The organism is Chitinophaga sp. CF118 (assembly GCF_900112615.1).
Classification (GTDB): Bacteria; Bacteroidota; Bacteroidia; order Chitinophagales; family Chitinophagaceae; genus Chitinophaga.
Genome location: NZ_FOMK01000004.1, coordinates 681,701 through 705,714, shown reverse-complemented (window position 1 = coordinate 705,714; position 24,014 = coordinate 681,701). Strand labels below are relative to the sequence as shown.

The following is a 24,014-nucleotide window of genomic DNA, read 5'->3' as shown; positions in this document are numbered from 1 at the left end:
ATCAATAGAAGAAAATCATGATTGCAAATACTTTTATACGCAGACCTGTAACAGCGATAGTGATATCTATCGTGCTTGTGCTGGTAGGGCTGCTGGCCATGATGAACCTGCCTATAGGGCAGTACCCTGAGATTTCGCCCCCTACGGTGCAGGTAACAGGTACTTATACTGGTGCAGATGCCCAGACAGTAGAGCAAACCGTTGCCACACCCGTGGAAGTACAGGTGAATGGTACACCAGGAATGACTTACATGTCCAGCAACAGTACCAACAATGGTGCTATGACACTGACGGTAAACTTTGAAGTAGGTACGGATATCAATATAGCAGCACTGGACGTGCAGAACCGTGTGGGGATTGCTCAGCCAACCCTTCCGCAGGAAGTACAGCGTCTGGGCCTTACCGTTAGAAAACGTAATCCCAGTATTCTGCTGCTGGTGGCACTGTTCTCTCCAAAAGGTTCTCACGACATTACCTTTCTCGATAACTACACCAACGTATTTATAAAGGATGCATTACTGCGTGCAAAAGGGGTGGGTGATATCTTCACCCGTGCAGATGATTTCAGTATGCGTTTGTGGCTGAAGCCTGATAAACTGGCCCAGATGGGCGTAACAGCCGATGAGGTAAAAGCAGCGATCACTGAGCAGAATGCACAGATCGCAGCAGGTGCTATTGGGGCTCCTCCACAGAAAGCCGGACAGACCTATGAATATACCATCTTCGTGAAAGGCCGTTTAACTACAGCCGAAGAATTTGGTAATATCATCATCAAAACCCGTCCTTCAGATGGAACTTTGGTGTATCTGAAAGATGTGGCTCGTGTGGAACTGGGTAAATTCAACTATGCCGGTAATTCCTTCGTAGATGGTAAAAGAGCGTCCTACCTGCTGGTATACCAGGCACCAGGTAGTAATGCGATAGAAACAGCAGAAGCGGTATATGCAACGATGGCAGAGTTGAAGAAGGCTTTCCCTGCTGATGTGGATTATGTTGTACCATTTGAATCTGTGTCGGTTGTAGAAGTATCTATTCATGAAGTGGTAGAAACGCTGCTGGAAGCACTTGCACTGGTAGTACTGGTGGTATTTCTATTCCTGCAAAGCTGGAGAGCTACTATTATTCCGGTACTGGCTATCCCGGTATCCATTATCGCAACATTTATCTTCTTCATTCCTTTAGGTTTTACCATCAACACACTTACATTGTTTGGTTTCGTACTGGCTATTGGTATAGTGGTGGATGATGCCATTGTGGTGGTGGAGGCGGTCCAGCATAATATGGACCATGAGCAGATGACGCCGAAAGAGGCTACATATCAGGCCATGAAAGATATTTCGGGTCCAGTAATAGCCATTGCCCTTATTCTTGCAGCGGTGTTTATTCCGGTAGGATTTATTCCCGGTATAGTAGGACGTTTATATCAACAGTTTGCGATCACTATCGCTATCTCTGTACTAATCTCTGCATTCGTCGCGCTTTCCTTAACGCCTGCATTGTGTACACTGATATTAAGGCCTAATCACCTGGATAAAAATTCCAGAGGGCTGAACCGGTTTTTCTTCAAGTTTAACACCTGGTTCGCTCATGTAACCAGCCGTTATTCATTGGGCGTTAAAAAGAGTATCCGTCTGGGACGTTATGTTATGATCATCCTGTTATGTATCATGATAGGCACACTGATGTTGTTCAGAGGTAAACCTACCGGGTTTATTCCTACAGAAGATGATGGTCGTTTGTTCATCACCTTTGACCTGCCGGAATCTTCTTCTACAGAACGTACAGTAGCTGTTTTGCATCAGATGATGCAAACACTTGACAGTGTAAAAGGGATTGCTCACTATGCCGCATTGGGTGGTTTAAACGTAGTGAGTTTTGCTACAAAATCAAACAGTGCAACTATCTTCTGCCAGTTAAAACCCTGGGATGAAAGAAAGTCGAAAGCCTTACAGATTGGAGCTATTACAGCTGAAATGCAACGGAAGTTAGCCCGTTTCAAAGAAGCCAGTGTGGTAGTAATCCAGCCACCGGCAATTCCTGGTTTAGGTACTACGGCAGGGTTCTCTTTCATCTTAGAACAAAAAAGTGGTAATCCGGATATTAAAGCATTTGAAGCTGTATTGCAGAAGTTTACAGGAGCCATTAACCAACGGCCTGAAATAGGCCGTGCATTCTCATTTTTCACAGCCCGCACACCCGGTTATCAACTGGAAATAGACCGTGAAAAAGCTAAGAAAATGGGCGTGCAGATCTCCGCGATTGCGACAGCATTGCAAACCTACCTTGGTAGTTCTTATGTGAATGACTTCACCATCTACGGGCGTAACTTCCGCGTGTTAACACAGGCAGATTCTACATACCGTGGTGATATCAAAGACCTCGGACAATACTTTGTACGTAATACAGAAGGGTCTATGGTGCCGTTGAACGTACTGACATCTTATAAAATTATTGAAAGTGCACCAGTAGTATCACATTATAATCTATTCCGTTCTGCCGAAATAAATGGTAGTTCAGCTCCCGGTTATAGTAGTGGTGATGCTATCAATGCATTGAAAGAAGTGGCGGCGCAGGTATTGCCGGAAGGATATGGATATGAGTTTTCCGGGTTAAGCCGTGAAGAGTTATTATCCGGTTCCAAAACCGTTTATATTTTCGCTTTATCTATCATCTTTGTGTTCCTGTTCCTGGCAGCACTGTACGAAAGCTGGTCTGTACCATTCTCCGTATTGCTGGCAGTACCATTGGGCGCATTTGGAGCGATTTTAACACTCACCTTCCTGCCGAATCTGAGTAATAATGTATACGCACAGATAGGTTTGATTACCCTGATAGGTTTGTCTGCGAAGAACGCCATCCTGATTGTGGAATTTGCAAAAGAACGTACTGATAAGGGGATGGAGCTGGTAACGGCAACAGTAGAAGCAGCCAGGCTGCGTTTACGTCCTATCATCATGACCTCTCTTGCATTCCTGCTGGGTATCTTACCACTGGTACTGGCAACCGGTGCCGGTGCAGAATCCCGTAAAACAATGGGTTGGACTGTATTAGGTGGTATGTTCACCGCTACCTTCCTGGCCATCTTTGTAGTACCGGTATTGTTTGTGTTGATTACCCGCCTTGCTTATGGTAAAGAAAAACTGAAAGCGATGCAGGAGAATTATAAAGCGATGCAACACACAAATATTTAAGTAGCTTAAAATATGAGTGAGTACAAAAACGTAAAATAAGTGAGTACAAAAAGGCTGTCACCTTTGTGGCAGCCTTTTTTATGGATATCACAGGACTCCGAAAAGTGTTGTGAAAAATAAAAAGAAATAAGCCCTGCCGGTTCAACCAGCAGGGCTTATTTCTTTTTATTTTTCATTCTTATTTTTGAATAGTTGCCATGTAGAAAACAATAGCAGCTAACAGCGAAAGGGCAATCATGGATAACAATACTATCAAGACTATTTTCCAGCCAATGTGTACAGACATTTTATGGTTGCTGTCGGGGGCTGATACATTATTATATCTTACTTTGTATGTATAACTTTGCTGATTAGCACTTTCTGCTGCAATTTGTTGCATCAGTGCTGTTTTGATATGGGCAGGCGGCGGCACAGCATCTTTTAAGGCCGCTTTTTCTATACGCCGTTCCACCGCATCCATTTCTGTTTGCAGTTCAGGGAAGATATCCAGGTGAATCTGCAGCTCTGCTTCTTCTTCGGGAGTTGCAAATCCAAGGAAGTATCTTTCCAGGATTCCATCTGATATGTAACGCTCGTATTCCATCTATATTACGATAAGGCGATTTCTCAAGTTAACACACCCTTTGATGTTGGGTGGAGAATAGTATGTCGGTTATGCGAAGTTGCTGAAAAAGTCAGACAATTAATTATCCAAAGTAGTTTTATTGCGGCGTATAAACAAAAAAAAATACGAACTACGAAAGGATGTTTAAACACCTTATTCGTAATTCGTATTTCTTTTTTTTCAGTGAGTATTAATGCTTAGTGGTATCGGCTGTATTACTCTTTTTCTTAAAGAGATTTCCTAAGGTGTTTTTAACGGTTTGTTCTGCCTGTTTGCCTACATTTTGCAGAGGCTGTGATTTTGTACCGCTGCTGTCTTTTTTGCCTGTCAGTTGTTTGGTAAGTTCATCTTTTACAGAAGCAACTACCTGTTTCTTGGCTTGTTGTAAGGTATCTCTCAGTGCTGCTTTTACAGTGTCTACTTTGTTCTTCACAAGTGTAGCTGCCTGGTCTTTCAGATTATTGATTGTACCTGCAGCAGTTTCCTGTAAATCTGTTTTGTAGGTAGGTTTCATAATATTACCACCCATAAGTACATTCAGGTGAACACTATCACTCACATTTACCGGGATACCTTTGTTAGTCGCCTGGGTTACCAGGTTGTTTACCAGCGCATCTCCCTGTTTACCTATAATACTGCGTGGCAGTGTCATTTGCATCACATAATCCAGTGACTGGTCAATACCATGTGAACCACCTACCAGCATATTGATACCACCAGCTTTCACGTTAAACGGTTTTATTTTTACGCGACCATCTTCAAAAGAGAAATAGGTTTTAACATCACGCAATGAAATGTTTTTTAACTGGGATACATTCAGTGTGCTGGCCAGTTGTTCTACCGGTGCAAATTTCTGCAATGCACCTTCTATCAGTAACAGGTTACCATCTCCGGTTAAACTATTTAATACCGGCATCATATCCTTACCCAGTTTGCCTTTCATGCTTAGCTGTGAAGTTACTTTACCTGACAGGAACTGTGCTACCGGCATTAATTTCTGTACAGTATTAAATGCATTAAAAGATTCTTTGATATCCACATTCTGCACATTGTAGGCCATGGTGATATCAGGGTTAAGCGGAGAGTTTTTGGTACTATAACTACCATTTACTTCCATGGTACCCTGCAATGCATTGGCTTTTACCTGCTGCATGGTTACTGTCTGATCTTTCAGCAGTAATGTACCGGAAACATTGTTCATGTCCAGCTTATCGTAATGCACTTTATCTACCTGAGCATTTACCACAAAATCCAGGTTACCAGGTACTGCAAACGGTGCACTGGTATCTGCCGGAGCGGCTTCAGTGGTGGTAGTTTCTGTTGTGCCCATCCATTTGTCCAGGTTCACCTGATCTGCTTTCATAGTTAGCTTACCATCCAGTGGTGCATTTTTGAATACATATGCCAGCATATTATTCACTTCTCCGTTTGCCTGGAAGTTTGTACCCATATACTGACCGTCAAATTTCTGCACGGTTACATTTTTTGGGTTGAATACCATAGCCAGATTATTCACTTTGATACCATCCGGATAATCTTTGCTGCGGTACAGCAGGTTGGTTACCAGCAGGGTACCAGCAGCATAAAAACGATCATATTCCTGTTTTTCGATGGCACTCATATTTCCCTTTGCATTGATATCTGCATCCAGGATACCGCTTAATGCAGTACCTTCTTCCAGCTTCACAAATTGTGTTACTTTGGAGAGGTCTATTTTTCCTTTCACAGCGCCATCCACATACATATCGGATATTGGTGTTTTTACCAGTAAACGCATATCCACTGGTGTGTTATCCATTTCCAGGTGAGCAGCAGGCATATCCACAATTGTATGATCAGGTACACCATCTTCGTTTTTTATGTTCAGTGTAACCTGGATATTCTTTACAGGTTTAGGCAGGTCCGGATATTGGAAGAAGCCATCTTTTACGCCCAGATGTAATCCGAATGCCGGCATCTGTGTAGCGCTGTAAGTGCCTTTTACAAAGCCATCAAAAGCAGCACTACCATCTGTTTTTATCTTATCGAAATCCTTCATGAAAATGGCAGGTACCAGCGAGAGGATATCTTTAAATTTAGTAGAAGGTGCTTTCATGCTCAGGTCCATACCATAAGTGCTATCGTTCACCATCTTAAAGAAGCCCTGTAATGCCAGCTGCAGATTATTCAGCGATACATTGCCCTTTTGGAGGGTATAGGTGCTCGTTTTATTGTCTACCTGGACATCTGCGTCCATTTTGGTATGCGTGCGCAGGAGATAGGGGATAAGGCCATAACGGAAGGTAATGGCGGCAGCCTCGGTATTGGTTTGTAAAGTGAACAGATCTTGTGTGAAATCTCCTTTACCTGAATGATCAAGATCTTCTATCAGTAATCCCATATCACCCTGTTCATCCTCATAACTAACCATTGCATCTTCGATCTTATACTGTTGCAGGTTGAGTGCAAAAGAAGTGCTGGCAGTATCTGTTGTAGTTGTTTGTACAGTATCCGGTTTGGTGATATTCCAGTTTGCTTCCCCGTTTTTATGAACGATGGCATGGATACGTGGGGCTATAACGGCCACATTGTAAATATCGATTTTACCACCTTTGATCACGCTCATAAGGTTCAGGGCCATGTCGATCTTTTTTACAGAGAAAAGGGTATCGCCTTCAAAAGGAGCCCTGTTTATTACCTGTAAATCCTCGATGGCTACAGCCAGTCTCGGAAAATGCCGGATCAGACTTATATCAACATCCTTGAAATCAACATCTGCAGTGAGTTGTTTATTCAGTTCTGTTTTTACAATAGACATGATTTTGCCCTTAAAAAAATAAGGGATGGCTATTGCAGCCGCAATCAGTACTATAAAAATGATCCCTACTACTTTGAGGATTTTCTTGAACATAATATTGAATAAAGGTTTTTTGTTATGTTATGAAGGTAATAAGGAAAAGCGGTATTTAGAAGTTTGATTTAAGTTAATTTTGCAGCTGGAAATTTATATATCATTGATTATGACACCTGAACGTAGAGAAAGATTGTTATCCGTATTGAATAAACGGCAGGCTGGATTGACTGTAGTGCTGGAAAATGTACAGGATCCGCATAATATTTCTGCTGTTATGCGTACCTGTGATGCTGTAGGAATCCAGGAGATTTATGTGCTTAATAACAAGATTCCCCGTCATAAGAAATGGGGCGCCAAGAGTTCCAGCAGTGCTGCCAAATGGCTGACTATTCACCAGTTTTCAGAAGTGGATGAATGTATAACAGCCCTTCGTCAGAAATATGATAAGATTTTCACAACACATCTGGCAGCAGATTCGGTAGGATTATATGATATTGATTTTACAGGCTCTGTGGCCCTGGTATTTGGTAATGAACACGGTGGGGTAAGTGAGGAAATCAGAGCTCAGGCAGATGGGAATTTCATTATTCCACAGGTGGGTATTATTCAGTCCCTGAACATCTCTGTAGCCTGTGCAGTAAGTATCTATGAAGCGCTTCGTCAGAGAACCCTGGCAGGTCATTATAATCAGAAGAATCTACCGGATGAACAGTTTAATAGTTTGCTGAATCAATGGGGATTTATTGGGGAAGAAGAACAGGAGTTTTAATAACAGAGGGAAAGAAATTGTAAGAGAATTTTATAAAAGTAAAAAGCCGGCTCGTTAACGAACCGGCTTTTTACTTTTATTTACTTTTTGCTTTTATGCACTGCAGGTTACACAACCTTCTTCCATAGTACATACTGCACCTTCCAGGAATTCAACTTCATCGAGGGAAGGGTCAATTGCTTTGGCAGGAGTAGCTCCGGCTGTAGCTTTTCCGGCAACCATAGGTTCCATATTCTGTCCACCCTGTTTTTCAACAGTGAACTGTACGGCCTGTGTAGCAGCCTGTGTACGGAGATAATACATACCTGTTTTCAATCCTTTCTTCCAGCCATAGAAGTGCATAGAAGTAAGTTTAGAAGCGGATGGAGTATCTACGAACAGGTTCAGTGATTGTGACTGGCAAATATAAGCGCCACGATCAGCTGCCATGTCTATGATAGTACGTTGCTTGATTTCCCAAACGGTTTTGTACAATTCTTTTATTGGAGCAGGTATTTCTGCGATATTCTGGATAGAGCCATTTGCAGAGATGATCCTGTTCTTCATATCACCATCCCACAGCCCCATTTCAACCAGGTCTTTCAGCAGGTGTTTGTTTACGATTACAAACTCACCACTTAATACACGGCGTGTATAGATGTTGGATGTGTAAGGTTCGAAACATTCGTTATTACCGAGGATCTGTGAAGTAGAAGCCGTTGGCATTGGAGCCACCAGCAGAGAGTTACGGATACCGTGCTCTTTGATTTCAGCTTTCAGTCCTTTCCAGTCCCAGCGTGTGGAAGGTGTTACACCCCACATATCGAACTGCAGGATACCTTTTGATGCAGGTGAACCAGCGTAGCTTGCATATGGACCATCTTTCTTTGCCAGATCTTTCGATGCAGATAATGCAGCGAAGTAGATGGTTTCAAAAATATCTTTATTCAGTTGTTTTGCTTCTTCACTTTCGAACGGATAACGCATCAGGATGAAGGCATCTGCCAGACCCTGTACACCCAAACCGATAGGACGGTGGCGCGTATTGCTGTTACGTGCTTCTTCAACAGGATAATAGTTATTATCGATGATGCGGTTCAGGTTGATAGCAGCCTGGTAAGTTACTTCATATAATTTCTCATGGTCGAACTTACCTTCTGAGATATAACGTGGCAGTGCAAGAGACGCCAGGTTACATACTGCTACTTCGTTAGCGTCAGTATATTCAATGATTTCTGTACACAGGTTGGAACTCTTGATAGTACCCAGGTTCTGCTGATTTGATTTGCGGTTGGCAGCATCTTTATACAGCAGGTAAGGATTACCGGTTTCAATTTGTGCATCCAGGATAGCAAACCAGAGATCCTGTGCTTTTACCACTTTACGTGCGCGGTTCTCTGTTTCATATTTTGCATATAATGCTTCGAATTCTTCACCCCAGCATTCGTGCAGTCCTGGTGCTTCGTGTGGACAGAACAAACTCCAGTCACCATTTTCCTCAACACGTTTCATAAACAGATCCGGCATCCACAAAGCGTAGAAAAGATCTCTTGCGCGCATTTCCTCTTTACCGTGGTTCTTACGCAGATCCAGGAATTCGTAAATATCTGCATGCCATGGTTCCAGGTAAATAGCGAAAGCGCCTTTACGTTTCCCGCCACCCTGATCCACATAACGTGCGGTATCGTTGAACACACGCAGCATGGGAATGATACCATTTGAAGTACCATTGGTCCCGCTGATGTAAGAACCTGTAGCACGGATATTATGGATGCTAAGACCAATACCACCGGCACTCTGTGATATCTTAGCTGTTTGTTTCAATGTATCATAGATACCTTCTATGCTATCGTCCTGCATGGTGAGCAGGAAGCAACTGGACATCTGAGGCTTTGGCGTACCTGCATTGAACAGGGTAGGCGTAGCATGTGTGAACCAGCGCTCACTCATCAGGTTGTATGTTTTCAGTACTGCATCGATATCTTCTTTGTGAATACCTACAGCCACACGCATGAACATGTGTTGCGGACGTTCAGATACTTTACCATCGAGTTTCAGCAGGTAAGAACGCTCCAGTGTTTTAAAACCGAAGTAGTCAAATGCGAAATCGCGGTCGTATATAATATTAGAGTCCAGGATATCTGCGTTTTTCCTGATGATCTCCCACACATCTTCTGCCAGTAATGGAGCAGGTTTACCAACTTTCGGATCAATATAATCGTACAGTTTCTTCATCGTTTTAGAAAACGACTTCACTGTATTTTTATGAAGATTGCTTACTGCGATACGCGACGCAAGCAAAGCATAATCAGGATGTTTAGTGGTGAGCGATGCTGCTGTTTCGGCTGCCAGATTATCCAGTTCTGTAGTAGTCACGCCATCATACAATCCCAGGATCACTTTCTTGGCCACATCAACGGCATCCACATATTCGGCATTTAATCCGTAACACAGCTTTTCAACGCGTGCAGTAATCTTGTCAAATTTTACCGCTTCTTTGCGACCGTCGCGCTTTATTACAAACATGGGTAAGTTGAATTTAAGAGGTTATAGTAAAAATGTTGGCAAACATCAGCAGTACTCTGCAATTATTATGCCCTACATCGGTTTTTTAATAAATTAAAAATCTTCGTCAAGACTGAACGTCTGGCTATCCTTACCGGAAGACATTACGCCTGATTTCTGATAATCACCCACACGTTTCTCAAAGAAGTTGGTTTTACCCTGTAATGAAATCATTTCCATGAAATCAAAAGGATTTGCTGTATTGTATACTTTTGAATACCCCAGTTCTGATAACCAGCGATCTGCCACAAACTCAATATATTCAGACATCAGCGTGCTGTTCATACCTATCAGTCCTACAGGCAGCGCTTCTGTGATAAATTCTTTTTCAATCTTTACTGCATCCAGGATAATATTCTGTACTGCTTCTTCTGAGAGTCTGTTTTCCAGCATCTTGTATAGCAGACAGGCAAATTCACAATGTAATCCCTCATCACGGCTTATCAGCTCATTAGAGAATGTAAGACCCGGCATCAGGCCTCTTTTCTTTAACCAGAAAATAGAGCAGAAACTACCGCTGAAGAAAATACCTTCTACAGCAGCAAATGCTACCAGGCGTTCTGCAAAGTTTCCATTATCAATCCAGCGCAATGCCCATTCTGCTTTTTTCTTTACAGCCGGCACTGTTTCGATGGCGTGAAATAAACGATCTTTTTCTGCAGGATCTTTAACGTAAGTATCTATTAATAATGCATAGGTTTCAGAATGAATATTTTCCATCATGATCTGGAAACCGTAAAAACAACGGGCTTCCGGAATCTGTACCTCACTCATGAAATTCACGGCGAGATTCTCATTCACAATGCCATCACTGGCAGCAAAAAAAGCAAGTACATGTGTAATGAAATGACGTTCCCCATCATTCAGGTTTCCCCAATCTTTAAGATCTGAACCGAGGTCAATTTCTTCAGCCGTCCAAAAACTGGCTTCATGTTGTTTATACTTCTCCCACACTTTTGGATAATTAATGGGGAGTAATACAAACCTGTCCTTGTTTTCTCTTAATAGTAATTCATTCTCATGATTCATCGCTCAATAATTTTTTATGGTTAACGGCTATAGACAGAATGGATATGACGGAGAAAATATTTTCCTTCGTTGAACGCCTGGACCCCTTCTTTTTATACCCTTGTTATATGTGAATGTTCCTGCAGGTGACTGGTTTTGATTGGCTTGAAAGCCAAATTCTTTGGCCGGGGTATTTGCCATCCCCCGTAAATCACACAACCGTGTCAGGAACTGTTACAAATGTACACACGAATGTGCCTGTAAGATTTTTAAGTTTTTAACAGAATGTGGAAAAAGAAGAATGGGATTTAGAAGATGTAGCAGGGCGGCTCACTCGGGAGTAGAAAGGGTATGAATAAAACTTTATTCGCACATAAAACTGCACATCACAGCTTAAAATTAATTTAAATATTTGCGATCAATTTCGTAAGTATATTCACCCTTTTGTGGGAAAATAAAATATTGTTAAAACCGCTACTGTGTGCTGAAATACAATTATTTATTCCACATATTTACAAATAAATACATCCGTTTATGCTTACCTTAAAAGGTATTATTAAAGCTTATCATGATACTGTTATCCTGGATATCCCCGAATTACAATTACAACACCATATTTACTGGTTATTAGGAGGAAACGGGGCAGGTAAAACCACCAGTATGAAGGTAATGGCAGGGTTAATACCTTTTAAGGGAGATATACTGGTGGATAATAACATTAGTTGCCGGGAGCAACCAGTACAATATCGCCGCCTGGTGAATTATGCAGAGGCTGAACCATTATATCCGGGCTTCCTCACTGGTAATGACTTAGTTAGCCTTTTTGTGCAAACAAAAGGGAATGGATATAAAGATATAAAAGAGCTTACTGCCATGTTAGGTGTGGATAGGTTTATCCACAAACCTGTTAGTACTTATTCAAGTGGTATGCTTAAGAAACTATCACTGCTCCTGGCGTTTACAGGTAGGCCCAAAGTGATTCTACTGGACGAGCCACTGATAACCCTTGATAACCATGCTGTTCCATTATTGTACAATATGGTGGAAGAGTTTTATACACATTACGGAGTTACTTTTTGTATCACCTCACATCAGCAGGTAAGCGCGGCAGCCATTCAATTGCAGGTACAGGATAGAAATATTGTAAAACTCTGATTATGATGGCGCTATCTAAAATATTCATTACACAATTTTATGCCCGTAATACCGGCTTCTTCCTTGCGGTATTCTATTTCTTCTTTGGGATAGTCCCGGGAGGACAACTGATCTCTTATCATACTACCTTAATAACAGCTTTTACATCCAATATAGCTATGTTGCTGCTGGTATTATTGCTCTGGCTGTTGTACACCCTTAAATGTGTTGGTTATGTACATAAAACACTGTCTGCCAAAGAAAATATTTTTCTATATGGCACCCTGGGTATCCTGGAAGATGGTCCTAAACGGCGCACACTGCTAAGGATTCAGTTGTCACTTTATTCTCCTGTATTATTATATAGCATTCCGGCTATCCTGATCGCTTTTAAGGATAGTCATTATATCGCAGCGGCCTCTATCTTACTATTTAATATTTTGATGATTATACTGGCTGTTTGGAGTTATGAACGTAAAATAAAACACCCGGGAACTACTTCATTGTTCAGTACCTGGCAGGATTGGCTAAACCGCCTTGTCCGTAAGCCGTTGTGGACGTTTTATATTTATGAACTACTCAATGGAAATGTAAAGTCGCTGGCCATTACTAAGTTTATCGGCGCTGTGATCCTGTTGTTCACCTGCACATTTATAGGAGAAGAGTATGATAAACGCGTGGTTCTGGTGGGTTTGCTTGTCAACCTGTTGATGCACAGTATATTAGTGTTTAACCACCGTCGTTTTGACGATCTCTACCTATCAACAATTCCTCATTTACCTATTTTGTTATGGAAGAGGTATGTGCAAACAGTGGCTACCTATTTTGTACTGTTACTCCCGGAATATATACTCTTATTGCTGAAAACCAATGTAGTAGATCTACCGCTATTCCTCATGGAAGGAACATCTGTATTGATATTGTTGCGCAGCCTGCTATATTTTCCACAGCTGGACCAGGATAAATATTACCGCTGGGTATTCCTCATCATAGTAGGAGTATTGTTCCTAAACCTCGCATACTTATATTGGTTTGCGGTAGTTTTGTTACAGCTTATTGCGTTCGGGATCTTTTATTACAGGTATTACCGTTATGAACCTCCCTTACAGGAAATACAATAATCAACGAATAGTTTTATCTTTAACTACGTTTTAATATATTTAAATTAACCTCCCCCCAACTACTACTACTATGGGATTATTATCGAGATTATTTGGCAAGCGTAAAGAGCCTGCAAAGGATGAAGAATCCCTTCCTGTGGTAAATGTTGCGGGTGATGATATACGAATGAACTGGGCCATCGAAAAGGCAAGAGCAACCCTGCATTATTTTCAGAACAGCCTGACTGCTCCACAATCTCATCAGCAATACTTTTCTGTTAAAGTATTAATTGAGGATGGCCTCTATCATGAACACCTGTGGTTAACAACACCCAGTTTTGATGATGAAGGCAATCTTTATGGTATAGTTGGTAATAAACCGGTGAGTGTATCTTCTGTTTCGGTAAATCAACGCATCGGCATAGAATCGCAATATATTTCCGACTGGATGATTATTGAAGATGGCCGCCTTGTTGGCGGATATACCATCAGGGCAATCAGGGATGGATTACCAGAGTCTGAAAGACTGGAATTCGATAGAATGGCGGGTCTTTATATCGATGAAGGGGTAGACTATTTCATACATGACTTTTCTACTCCTGAAGGCGCTATTTTGTGTCTTGAAGATGCATATGATGACCAGGATATTGACAAAGCTATTTCCTGTAAGAACTTTGAGGAAGAAGCACGTTTATTATTAAAGGGAATGCATCGCACTCTGGATAATGAAGATATTCTCCAGGCAACTGCAGAAGTGTTAAGACAGTCATTCATTAAAAATCTCACAGAAGAGGGCTTTCCCTTATTTAAAGATATTGATCGTGTATACCCGCTAAGGGAAAAGATTTCAAACAACCTCTATCTCATCACAGAGGTGTGCGTTTTCCCAGATGGTGGAAGAAGTGTACAAAAGATCTATACATTTAAAAATGAGGATGGTTGGAAAGTATTAGGTATTGAAGGATAACATATGAAGCAACTATTTTATTACAGCATATTATTACTATCTACTCTTACAGTAGTAGCACAGCAACCGTTAAGAGTAGGTGTAGCAGGGCTTAGCCACGATCATGTACACTTGTTGATGCATCAGTATAAAAAAGGACAGGTGATCATTACCGGCATTGCTGAAGCAGATGCGCAACTGGTAGCACGTTATAAGAAAAGTTATCAGCTACCGGATTCACTCTTTTACAAAGATCTTACTTCCATGCTGGCGAAAACACATCCGGATGCTGTACTTGGATATAATCCGGTGGCAGAACATATTGATGTGGTAGAAGCCTGTGCTCCTAAAGGAATTGCTGTAATGGTAGAAAAACCATTGGCTACAACAGTAGCGCAGGCAGAAAGGATGGCTGCATTAGCAAATAAATATCATATCCAGTTACTGACGAATTATGAAACTACCTGGTACGATAGTAACCAGCAACTATATACGCTTGTAAAGTCGCAAAATGCTGTAGGATCTGTGAGAAAAATGGTGGTGCATGATGGACATGAGGGACCAAAAGAAATAGGATGCAGTAAAGATTTCCTGAACTGGTTAACAGACCCTGTAAAAAACGGTGGAGGTGCCATTATGGATTTTGGTTGTTATGGTGCTAATCTGATGACCTGGCTCATGGATGGAAAAGCGCCGGTTGCAGTGACTGCAATAGCCCGCCATATTAAGCCCGATGTATATCCTAAAGTAGATGATGATGCTACTATTCTGCTTGAATATCCCGAAGCTACTGGTATTATTGAAGCATCATGGAACTGGCCTTTTAGTATTAAAGACTGGGAGGTATTTGGTAAATCAGGATACCTGCATGCGTTGAACAGTAATACCATGCAGCAACGCCAGAAAGATACTTATCAGCCGGTGAATGTACCTGCGGCTGTTTATCAGGATAATATCACTTATCTCACAGCAGTGTTAAATGGTACTATCCATCCGGAGAATGATCTCTCTTCGCTCAGCAATAATCTCATTGTTGTAAAGATCCTGGAAGCTGCCCGTAAATCAGCTAAGGAAGGGAAACGTATTGTGTTATAAATGATATTTTGGGGCTGACTAAAAAGGATCTCCTCTTTCGGACTCTAACGTCTTCATTTTACTTTTAGTCAGCCCAGAAAATATTGTTATTGCACTGACCTTTCAGATCAGCGCAATAATAGTATTATAAACAAAAACTATCTTCCTGCAATCACTAATCGCTTTGTTGTTTTTTTTGTACGGTTACTGATGCGTACAAAATATACACCAGCTGGCAATTGATCTACCTGCAATAATATCTGGTTCCCATCTACACTTACTGTTTGTCTGTTTACCCTGTATCCTCCTGCATTTAAGATCGTAATATCAGTGAGCCCTTTCCAATCGTTGCTGAATTTTATGGTTGCCATGTTATCAGCAGGTTGTGGAAAAATAGTCACTCCTTTTTCTTCATCAGTTCCGACATCAATCACACTGGCAATTGTTGGCGCCGACACCAGTGTTGTGTCATTGATGATGATATCATCAATGTATGTTTTGAAGTTGCCCGTTTCCTGTGTATGATCATATGCAATCACAATCCTGTCGATCGTTTTACCACTCACCCAGTTACCAATATAACTGGATGTTTGCTGCCATGTATTTACTGTACCCCGACCTGCGCCCGGATGCATAGATACACCATTGAGGTCGGTCGCAGCAGTGTTGCGTAAAGCCGTACCATCTGTAAATATTAAATCAACAGACACATATCTCGACAACGTATTGGTAGGATAGGTCCAGAAACTGAGTCTTGTATTTGTCGTAACAGGAATGTTTACATCAAAAGATCTGAAGTAGTAAAAAGAAGCGGTTGCAGCAGCATTATCCTGTCCGGCTACACGGATGGAGTAATTGCCGCTATGACTGGTTTCGCCGGATACTGTTCCACAAATGGGGGTGGCTGTACCGTTATATCCCAGTATGTTTTTAGGAACAGAAGTTGGTTCTGCACTGTCTGTCCAGGTGAGCGCCGCATCATATCCTGATTCGAGGCTTGTCTTCAGCCAGTTTGGTGCAGCAACATAAGGGATGGTCACATTGGCTGTTAATGGAGCTGTTCCTTTTAGTACTTTAGTGGCTTGTCCTGCCAGTCTTAAGTAGAAGTCAGGAGAGATGTAAGTACCATCAGCACTGGTGGTTAAGAAATACTGATTGCCGGGAATGGTAAGGTAACTGTCTGCCATTTTTGCAATAGCGGTGCCTTCGTCATATTCATCAAACATTGCTATATAAGCGGTGCTTATGCCCAGATTCTTAACGTTGTATAACTGGTGCCAGAAGAACTCTCCTTTGTTGCGTGGAATCTGGTTTTTTGTCCCGCCATTCCAGTTACTCCATGCAAAGCCGGGGAAAAGTACCGGCTGATAATCAATGCCATTGGCATTACAATAGGTAAGGTCAGGAACGAGGTGGCGTACCCTGAAAGTATCTGCACCGGCGGTATCTATGAAACGTCCTACAGACCAAGGTGAGATCATATTAAAGGCTTTGTACACATCGCTGTATCCACTGAAAGAATCATCAGTACCGTTGCGCCAGTTGGTTGGCACTCCACCTATCACATAATATCCTTTCCTTTTTAACCAGTTGATGATAGCCAGGCTTTGCACAGGAGCATTTGGCCGTCCGGTGAATCCGAAGCCCCACAAGCAGATCACTGGTTTACCATTCTGATGTGCATAATACGGAGAAGACAATACATTGAGGTCATTCTCAATGTGTGACCAGTCAGTCTTAAAGTAAGTAGTGTCATCTGCACTCAGGTCATACATAATGTAAAAGATGCGTTGGTATTTTTCTGCTGCACGTCGCATTCTTACTGCTACACTGTCTCTATGAGCTTTGAATACACCATCTTTTGTTTCCCCTAAAAAGCGTTGCAGACCTACGCCATCAATGCCATTCTGTTGCATCCATTTAAAATGCAGATCTAATGTTGCCAGTGGGTAAGAAGAGAACAATTTGGATGGACCTCCATCGCTTAAATTACCAAAGCCTGTCTGAAATAATTGTGCATATTCACTTACATCAGGGTAAGCTTCAAAACTGAGATGGCCGGGAGCAGGGTAACCGTTGTTGGATTGATATACACCGCCGGACCAGTGGCTCCATCTGGCAACCGGAGAGCCGTCTCCATAACAGGTAAACCATCCTTGATAACCGGCTATTACTTTTCCGGTAACTGACTGAGCTTCAAGGGCTACCTGCGCCCTAAGGGTTGCTGTTAATAACATGAACATAAGCAACAATGAAATGGGTCGTTTTGACATAGGAAAGTGGGTTTCTTTCAATTGTAAACGGTGATTTGCCAGGAATCTGATGCAGACAGGCAAATATATCAGAATCGGATTATTATTGATCATAAATACACTGCATCTGCCAGATAGTTTTTCAATTAAGCTCACCTGTTATTTACGTCAGACGAGGTGTATTTATCAATAACATTTGGCGCAGAGATTATCTGGTACGTTTGGTTGACGAGGCGGCGTAATCTCATTGTTGTAAAGATCCTGGAAGCTGCACGTAAATCAGCTAAAGAAGGGAAACGTATTGTAAATCTTTCTGACAGCATTTCAGATTTTCTTGTACTTTGTTTGTGAATGAATTAACCACGAATGAAGACATTGCCCTTATTCTTCCTGCTATTGATATTTCAACCCTGCGTAGCGCAGACTACTTCCGGATTTGCACATCCTGCTACAACATACGGTATCCGTTGCTGGTGGTGGTGGCTGAATGGGAATGTTACTAAACAATCCATCACGCGCGATCTGGAAGCTATGAAGGATAAAGGCTTTAGTGGTGCCTGCATCTTTGATGCCGGTGGTGCAGATCAGTGGGGGAATGCACAGGTTCCGGAAGGTCCTTTATTTGGTTCTCCTGCGTGGCGGGAATTATATCTGCATGCAGTGCATGAAGCGAAACGCTTAGGACTGGTATTAAGTCTGAATATCCAGAGTGGCTGGAACCTGGGTGCGCCCGATACTAAACCACAGGAAGCCTCCAAGCGGATCACCTGGTCAGAAACTATTGTGAATGGCACTGTAAAACAACAATTATCACTACCATCATCCCGGTTAAATTTTTACAGGGACATCGCTGTGCTGGCTTTTCCGCTGCACGATACAACTGGTATTACCCGCTTAAATAATTTGCAACAAAAAGCTGCTTTCAGTGAAGTGGGAGGATCAGCTACGGATACACGTTTTTTATTGTCTAATGCTCAGCATAGTAATACAGAAGGGTTATACAGCAATGCACCTGCTTATGTGATGGATGATGATGTTAATGGTAAAGCAGATGCACATATTGCAGAAGTAAAAGACATTTCCCGTTATATGGATAGCACCGGATTATTGCAATGGAAAGCTCCTGCGGGTAAATGGGTGATCATGCGTTTTGGTTATACCAATAATGGTGCACGTATTTCAACATCAAGTGGTAAGTGGCAGGGACTGGTGATAGATTATCTTAATCCGCAGCATTTTACCGGTTACTGGGATACACATGTAAAACCTTTACTGGAGAGTATTGGAACGGATGCTGGTACTACTTTACGTTACCTGCAAACAGACAGTTGGGAACTGGGAGGAGTTAACTGGACGGAGAACTTCCGGAAAGAATTTCTTACCCGCAGAGGATATGACTTGCTACCTTATTTGCCGGTAGTGGCAGGCAAGATCATTGATAATCCTGCAGTCAGCGACCGCTTCCTGAATGATTTTCGTAAAACAATCAGTGATTGTGTGGCTGATAATCATTATAAAATATTTCAGCAGAAAGCAGCTGCTTTTGGAATGGGTATACAGCCGGAATCTGCAGGCCCGCATGCTGGTCCGTTCGATGGATTGAAAAACTTTGGTCATAGTGAGATCATGATGGGAGAGTTCTGGTCACCCTCCGGCCACAGGCCGGTTCCCGGCAGCAGGTTCTTTGTGAAACAGGCTGCCAGTGCTGCACATATCTACAATAAAACACTGGTAGGTGCAGAGGCATTTACTTCTATCGGGCATCACTGGGATGATGTGATATGGGAACAGATGAAACCTGCTTTTGATCATGAAGTATGCGCAGGATTGAACCTCACATTGCTGCATACTTTCACTGCTTCTCCCAAAGAAATGGGATTACCCGGACAGGAGTATTTTGCGGGCACACACTTTAATCCCAATACCACCTGGTGGAAATATTCAGATGCTTTTTTTTCTTACATGGGCCGTGTGCAATACATGATGCAACAAGGGAATTTCGTAGCAGATGTACTATATTATTACGGAGATCATGTGCCTAATATTGCACGCCTTAAAGAAGATGATCCTGCAGGCGCATTGCCAGGATTTGATTATGATGTGATCAATGAAGACCGCCTGCTGGTACTGAGTGTAAAGGATGGTAGAATTACTTTGCCACATGGAATGCAATACCGTGTATTAGTATTGCCAAATCATAAAGTACTCTCGCTGGCTGCTCTAAAAAAAGTATCTCAGTTGGTGAATGATGGCGCAACTGTTATCGGGCTACGTACACATAGTACTGCAAGCCTGGTAGGAGGTGTGGCAGCAGAACAGCAGCTTACAAAATTAGCGCATACATTATGGGGAGATAAAGAAAGTGAGCAGGGGAGTCTTCGCATTGGTAAAGGCACAATTGCCTGGGGATATACTGCTGCTGAATGGCTTTTGAATCACAATATTCTGGCAGATTGCAGTGTGAAAACAGATAGTACTACATTTTCATTTCCATACATTCATCACAGGAAAGATACCCTGGATTATTATTTCATCAGCAATCAACAACCGTTATCTACCACAGCCGAATTTACCTTCCGTGTAAGTGGCCGTCTGCCGGAATTCTGGGATCCTGTTACCGGAAATACCAAACCAGCAACTGCATATACACAGCAAAACGGGACAACGACTGTCCCCGTACAATTCTCTCCTTATGGCTCCTGGTTCATTGTATTCAGAGAGCCAATTCCTGTTAACCAACAGGCTAATGTAACTGCTCCCCGCTTTATAACTCTGGACACTTTAAAAGGTGCATGGCAGGTACATTTTGATACTACCTGGGGAGGACCGGCTACTACTATTTTTCCTCAGCTTACAAGTTGGGCCGATAACCCGGATCCTGGTATCCGTTATTATTCCGGTAGTGCGGTGTATCAGAAATCATTTACCTGGAAAGGAGATAGCAGTCAATCCCTGCACATTGACCTGGGCATTTTAAAAGATCTTGGAATAGCTCATGTGAAATTGAATGGTAAAGACCTGGGGGTGGTTTGGGCTCCACCGTTTCAGGTAGCAGTGAATGGTGTTTTACATTCCGGAGAAAACATCCTGGAAGTGGAAGTGATAAACAGCTGGCATAACAGGTTGGTAGGAGACAGGGATCTGCCGGCAGAAAAGCGTTTTACCCGTACTAATGTGACTATCAGACCGGAATGGAAGGTGTTGCCTGCCGGGTTATTGGGACCGGTAACACTCGGCGTGTTGAAATAAGATAGTACTTAACTATTCCATAGAAAGGAAGTAAACAGGAATAAGCCGGTTTTGAGATTCGATCATCCTTCGTTCATCCTTCGTCTTTTAACGAAGGATGAACGAAGGATGATCGAATCTCAAAACCGTTTCTATACTTTTTGTACCCCGTCAGTGTAATATTCAGGGTATCTTTAAATACGCTTTTCCTTATTCACAAATTTACGATGAATAACACTTTGAACCGGAATCCCTTCAATTTTACTTTCCAGCCAGGAAATAATATCCAGGTACAGGAAAGACCTTCTTTCATAAGGATTTTGTGATAGTTGTACCAGTCTCTCTTTCAGATCGGCAAAAGCGGTGCGTAATGCTTTAGGATTTGCGTAAATATTTTTACGTAAGAATTTCAGGATCTCTTCCATCATCTGCCCTAAATCCTTATTCTTGGCAATGAAATGATAAACAGACTTGATCAGGTATTCTACCAGGCTGTAATTTTCCAGTTCGTAATGTGCTATCAGGTGAAGGATACGCGTAAAACATTGTATATCAGCACGTAAATTACCTATTCGTAGATGAATGATTTTGTTCAGGTAAACGATCGCCTTATTGTTATCGCCACTTCCAAAGTAGAGGCAGGCAATTTTGTAATAGAAAAGCAGTACACGGTGCTGGTCTATTTTCAGCTGGTGTTCTGCTATTTCCGCTTCCAGCTGGGGAACCAGGGATAATCCCTCACTGAAAGTGCCTTCCAGGAAATACTTGTTGATCCGCGCTGTGTACAGGTACACAAAAGCGGATATTTTGGTGTTTTCGTTAAAGGATTCCTGGTTTTCGGCATTGAAAGTCTCCAGCTGTTCCAGTACCCGCATGAACTTATCGTGGTTCATGGTGTAAAAATGGGCCGTCAGCAGGTTATGCATGGCTTTGATGTAGAGCTCTACATCGGTCCGTTGCAGGGAAGGGTATTCCTTGAAGAGGTCCACCCATTTTTGGGTGTACCGGTAGAACATTACAAAGTCCTGCAGAATATAGTAATACCAGCTATAGGCTTGGTACAGATGGATCTTTTCGTAAAAGCTCATGTCTGAATTGCAGTTGGGAGGCAATTCTTTTTCAAAGAATAGCTTTACCATTTCTGCGTCCCTTGCATCGCGGGCATGCCCCAGTTTCAGGTACAGACCATACATGCGCAAGGAGAGGGTGGACAACTGGCTTACATTGCTGAGCCGCAGTTCTATCTGTTTGGATTCTGCACTCAGTTCATCTGCCCGGTTCTCGAGACTGCGGGTGATGTGTCTGCTCTCTATCAGTTTTTCGAATTCTATTATTTCATAGCTTAGCATTACTTCTTCCTGTTCCATAGCCATTGATTTGGCACGGGAAAGGATCTTCAGGCTTTGGCTATATAACCCCTTACTGTACAATACACGCGCATAATCTAATTGCTCCCGCAGGTCTATTAGCGGGTCTTTCTGCTTGTAGAGCAGTCGCAATGTAGTGAGTAGTTGTTTGTATAGATGAGCTTTTACGTTGCTAAGCTGTTGCTTTTTAATTGCGGGAATCTTTTTGAGAATCAGTTCTTCGTCATATTCCTTCGATTTGTCCAGGGTGTTAAACAACTGAATGAATAAAACGTCCTCTTTAGTGTTGTTTTTATTGAAAGCGAGTTGGAAATTCCGTTTTTCGGCCTTTGTAAGCGTTTTTATTAGTATGAAGAGGGCATCCTGATGATTGTTGGACATCGTTAATAATGTGTTATAATTGACTGATAATCAAATAAGTGATGATCATCAGGTGTAGTTACATATCGTAATTAGGCCAAATTTAGCTATATAGTAATAACCATTGCCTATTAGCTTTGAAGATACAAACAAAGGAAGGAAGCATAAAACGCAATTTGCGTCATTTTCTAAAAAGTAATTACGGATGGGAAAAACATTATTTGATAAACTCTGGGATAGCCACGTGGTACTTAGCAAACCCGGTTTTCCGGATGCAGTATATATCAACACGCATTTTATTCACGAGGTAACCAGTCCGCAGGCATTCGATGGCTTGCGTAAAAGAGGTATCCCCGTGTTCCGTACCGCTAAAACAAGAGCAACGGCCGATCATAACGTACCTACAATTGATCAGCATCTGCCAATTAAAGAAGCATTGAGCCGTAAGCAGGTAGAAATGCTGACCACCAATACAAAAGAATTTGGAGTAGAACTATATGGTTTGGGCCATCCTTACCAGGGTATCGTTCACGTGATAGGGCCCGAGTTGGGAATAACCCTGCCGGGAATGACCATCGTTTGTGGCGACAGTCATACCAGCACACACGGTGCCTTTGGTGCCATCGCTTTTGGTATTGGTACTTCGGAGGTAGAACAGGTGCTGGCTACCCAGTGCATTCTGCAATACCGTCCAAAACGCATGAAGATTGAAGTGAACGGGCAGCTGAAAAAAGGAGTGTTATCCAAAGATATCATTCTGTATATCATCTCGAAGATCTCCGCATCCGGTGCTACAGGGTACTTTGTGGAATATGCCGGTGAGGCAATCCGCAGCCTGAGCATGGAAGCCCGTATGACCATCTGTAACATGAGTATAGAAATGGGGGCCCGCGGTGGACTGATAGCGCCCGACGAGATTACTTTCGAATATATTAAAGGCCGTGAATTTGCACCAAAGGGAGCAGATTGGGATAAAGCGCTGGCTTACTGGAAGACTTTATCTACCGATAAAGATGCAGAATTTGACGTAACGCTCACCTTTGACGCAGCAGATATCGAACCGATGATCACCTACGGTACCAATCCTGGTATGGGAATAGGAGTTACTCAGCATATTCCTTCTGTAGAGCAGATGGAGGAGAAAGAAAAAGCGTCTTTCAGAAAATCACTGGAATATATGGGCCTGGAACCTGGTAGCGGACTGCTGGGTAAAAAGGTGGATTATGTGTTTATAGGAAGTTGTACCAACTCCCGCATAGAAGATCTGCGACTGGTAGCAGAGTTTGTGAAAGGAAAACATAAAGCAGAAGGAGTTGTAGCATGGATAGTACCTGGTTCCAAACAGGTAGAGGCACAGGCTAAAAAGGAAGGAATAGATAAAATATTTGAAGCTGCAGGTTTTCAGCTGCGTCAACCCGGCTGCTCTGCCTGCCTGGGTATGAATGAAGACAAGATTCCGGCTGGTATGTATTGTATTTCTACTTCCAATCGTAACTTTGAAGGTCGTCAGGGTCCAAACGCCCGTACCTTCCTGGCCAGCCCACTGTCTGCCGCTGCTGCCGCAATTACCGGAAAAGTAACTGACGTAAGAGAATTAGTATAAC

The 24,014-nt window shown here is 42.4% G+C and carries 14 protein-coding genes; 8 read left to right on the top strand and 6 right to left on the bottom strand.

Annotated elements, in window-relative coordinates:
• Nucleotides 1–17: 17 nt before the first annotated feature.
• Nucleotides 18–3,191 carry an efflux RND transporter permease subunit gene (locus tag BM176_RS19085; protein WP_090105890.1) on the top strand — a complete coding sequence of 1,058 codons (3,174 nt, stop codon included), beginning with the start codon at nucleotides 18–20 and terminating at the stop codon, nucleotides 3,189–3,191.
• A 178-nt stretch (nucleotides 3,192–3,369) separates the two neighbouring features.
• Here BM176_RS19085 and BM176_RS19080 read toward each other — a convergent pair whose 3' ends face one another.
• Together BM176_RS19080 and BM176_RS19075 are read right to left on the bottom strand one after the other, a co-directional pair.
• Nucleotides 3,370–3,774, bottom strand: a complete 405-nt coding sequence (locus BM176_RS19080; RefSeq protein WP_090105889.1) for a hypothetical protein — start codon at nucleotides 3,772–3,774, stop codon at nucleotides 3,370–3,372.
• A 211-nt stretch (nucleotides 3,775–3,985) separates the two neighbouring features.
• Entirely contained in the window at nucleotides 3,986–6,685 is a 2,700-nt protein-coding gene (locus BM176_RS19075; RefSeq protein ID WP_090105888.1) for an AsmA-like C-terminal region-containing protein, read from the bottom strand.
• Between the two features lie 109 nt (nucleotides 6,686–6,794).
• Between BM176_RS19075 and BM176_RS19070 the strand changes: the two genes are divergently transcribed.
• Entirely contained in the window at nucleotides 6,795–7,397 is a 603-nt protein-coding gene (locus tag BM176_RS19070) for a TrmH family RNA methyltransferase (RefSeq protein WP_090105887.1), read from the top strand.
• Nucleotides 7,398–7,490: 93 nt separating this feature from the next.
• On the opposite strand, the gene BM176_RS19065 is transcribed toward BM176_RS19070, so the two are convergent.
• Both BM176_RS19065 and BM176_RS19060 read right to left on the bottom strand, forming a co-directional pair.
• Complete coding sequence (locus BM176_RS19065) at nucleotides 7,491–9,902, bottom strand: ribonucleoside-diphosphate reductase subunit alpha (protein ID WP_090105886.1); 2,412 nt, start codon at nucleotides 9,900–9,902, stop codon at nucleotides 7,491–7,493.
• 93 nt (nucleotides 9,903–9,995) lie between these two features.
• On the bottom strand, nucleotides 9,996–10,970 hold the full coding sequence (locus BM176_RS19060) for a ribonucleoside-diphosphate reductase small subunit (RefSeq protein ID WP_090105885.1): 975 nt from the start codon (nucleotides 10,968–10,970) through the stop codon (nucleotides 9,996–9,998).
• A 513-nt stretch (nucleotides 10,971–11,483) separates the two neighbouring features.
• Here BM176_RS19060 and BM176_RS19055 point away from each other — a divergent pair.
• The 4 genes from BM176_RS19055 (at nucleotide 11,484) to BM176_RS19040 (ending at nucleotide 15,224) form a co-directional block, all read left to right on the top strand.
• Nucleotides 11,484–12,104, top strand: a complete 621-nt coding sequence (locus BM176_RS19055) for an ABC transporter ATP-binding protein (RefSeq protein ID WP_255373543.1) — start codon at nucleotides 11,484–11,486, stop codon at nucleotides 12,102–12,104.
• Nucleotides 12,105–12,106: 2 nt separating this feature from the next.
• A complete protein-coding gene (locus BM176_RS19050; RefSeq protein ID WP_090105883.1) occupies nucleotides 12,107–13,204 on the top strand; it encodes a hypothetical protein in 1,098 nt (365 codons plus the stop codon).
• 70 nt (nucleotides 13,205–13,274) lie between these two features.
• Entirely contained in the window at nucleotides 13,275–14,150 is an 876-nt protein-coding gene (locus tag BM176_RS19045; protein ID WP_090105882.1) for a YegJ family protein, read from the top strand.
• Nucleotides 14,151–14,153: 3 nt separating this feature from the next.
• Nucleotides 14,154–15,224 carry a Gfo/Idh/MocA family protein gene (locus tag BM176_RS19040; protein ID WP_090105881.1) on the top strand — a complete coding sequence of 357 codons (1,071 nt, stop codon included), beginning with the start codon at nucleotides 14,154–14,156 and terminating at the stop codon, nucleotides 15,222–15,224.
• A gap of 137 nt (nucleotides 15,225–15,361) precedes the next feature.
• On the opposite strand, the gene BM176_RS19035 is transcribed toward BM176_RS19040, so the two are convergent.
• Nucleotides 15,362–17,476 (bottom strand): T9SS type A sorting domain-containing protein, encoded by a 2,115-nt coding sequence (locus tag BM176_RS19035; protein WP_090106136.1) that lies wholly within the window; start codon nucleotides 17,474–17,476, stop codon nucleotides 15,362–15,364.
• Between the two features lie 345 nt (nucleotides 17,477–17,821).
• Here BM176_RS19035 and BM176_RS19030 point away from each other — a divergent pair, with 345 nt between their 5' ends.
• Nucleotides 17,822–20,704, top strand: coding sequence for a glycosyl hydrolase (locus tag BM176_RS19030; protein WP_090105880.1), 2,883 nt, complete (start codon nucleotides 17,822–17,824; stop codon nucleotides 20,702–20,704).
• Nucleotides 20,705–20,877: 173 nt separating this feature from the next.
• Here BM176_RS19030 and BM176_RS19025 read toward each other — a convergent pair whose 3' ends face one another.
• Nucleotides 20,878–22,431: a hypothetical protein gene (locus BM176_RS19025; protein WP_090105879.1), complete on the bottom strand. Its 1,554-nt coding sequence runs from the start codon at nucleotides 22,429–22,431 to the stop codon at nucleotides 20,878–20,880.
• A 184-nt stretch (nucleotides 22,432–22,615) separates the two neighbouring features.
• Here BM176_RS19025 and leuC point away from each other — a divergent pair, with 184 nt between their 5' ends.
• Complete coding sequence (gene leuC / locus BM176_RS19020; protein WP_090105878.1) at nucleotides 22,616–24,013, top strand: 3-isopropylmalate dehydratase large subunit; 1,398 nt, start codon at nucleotides 22,616–22,618, stop codon at nucleotides 24,011–24,013.
• The last annotated feature ends 1 nt before the right edge of the window (nucleotide 24,014 follow it).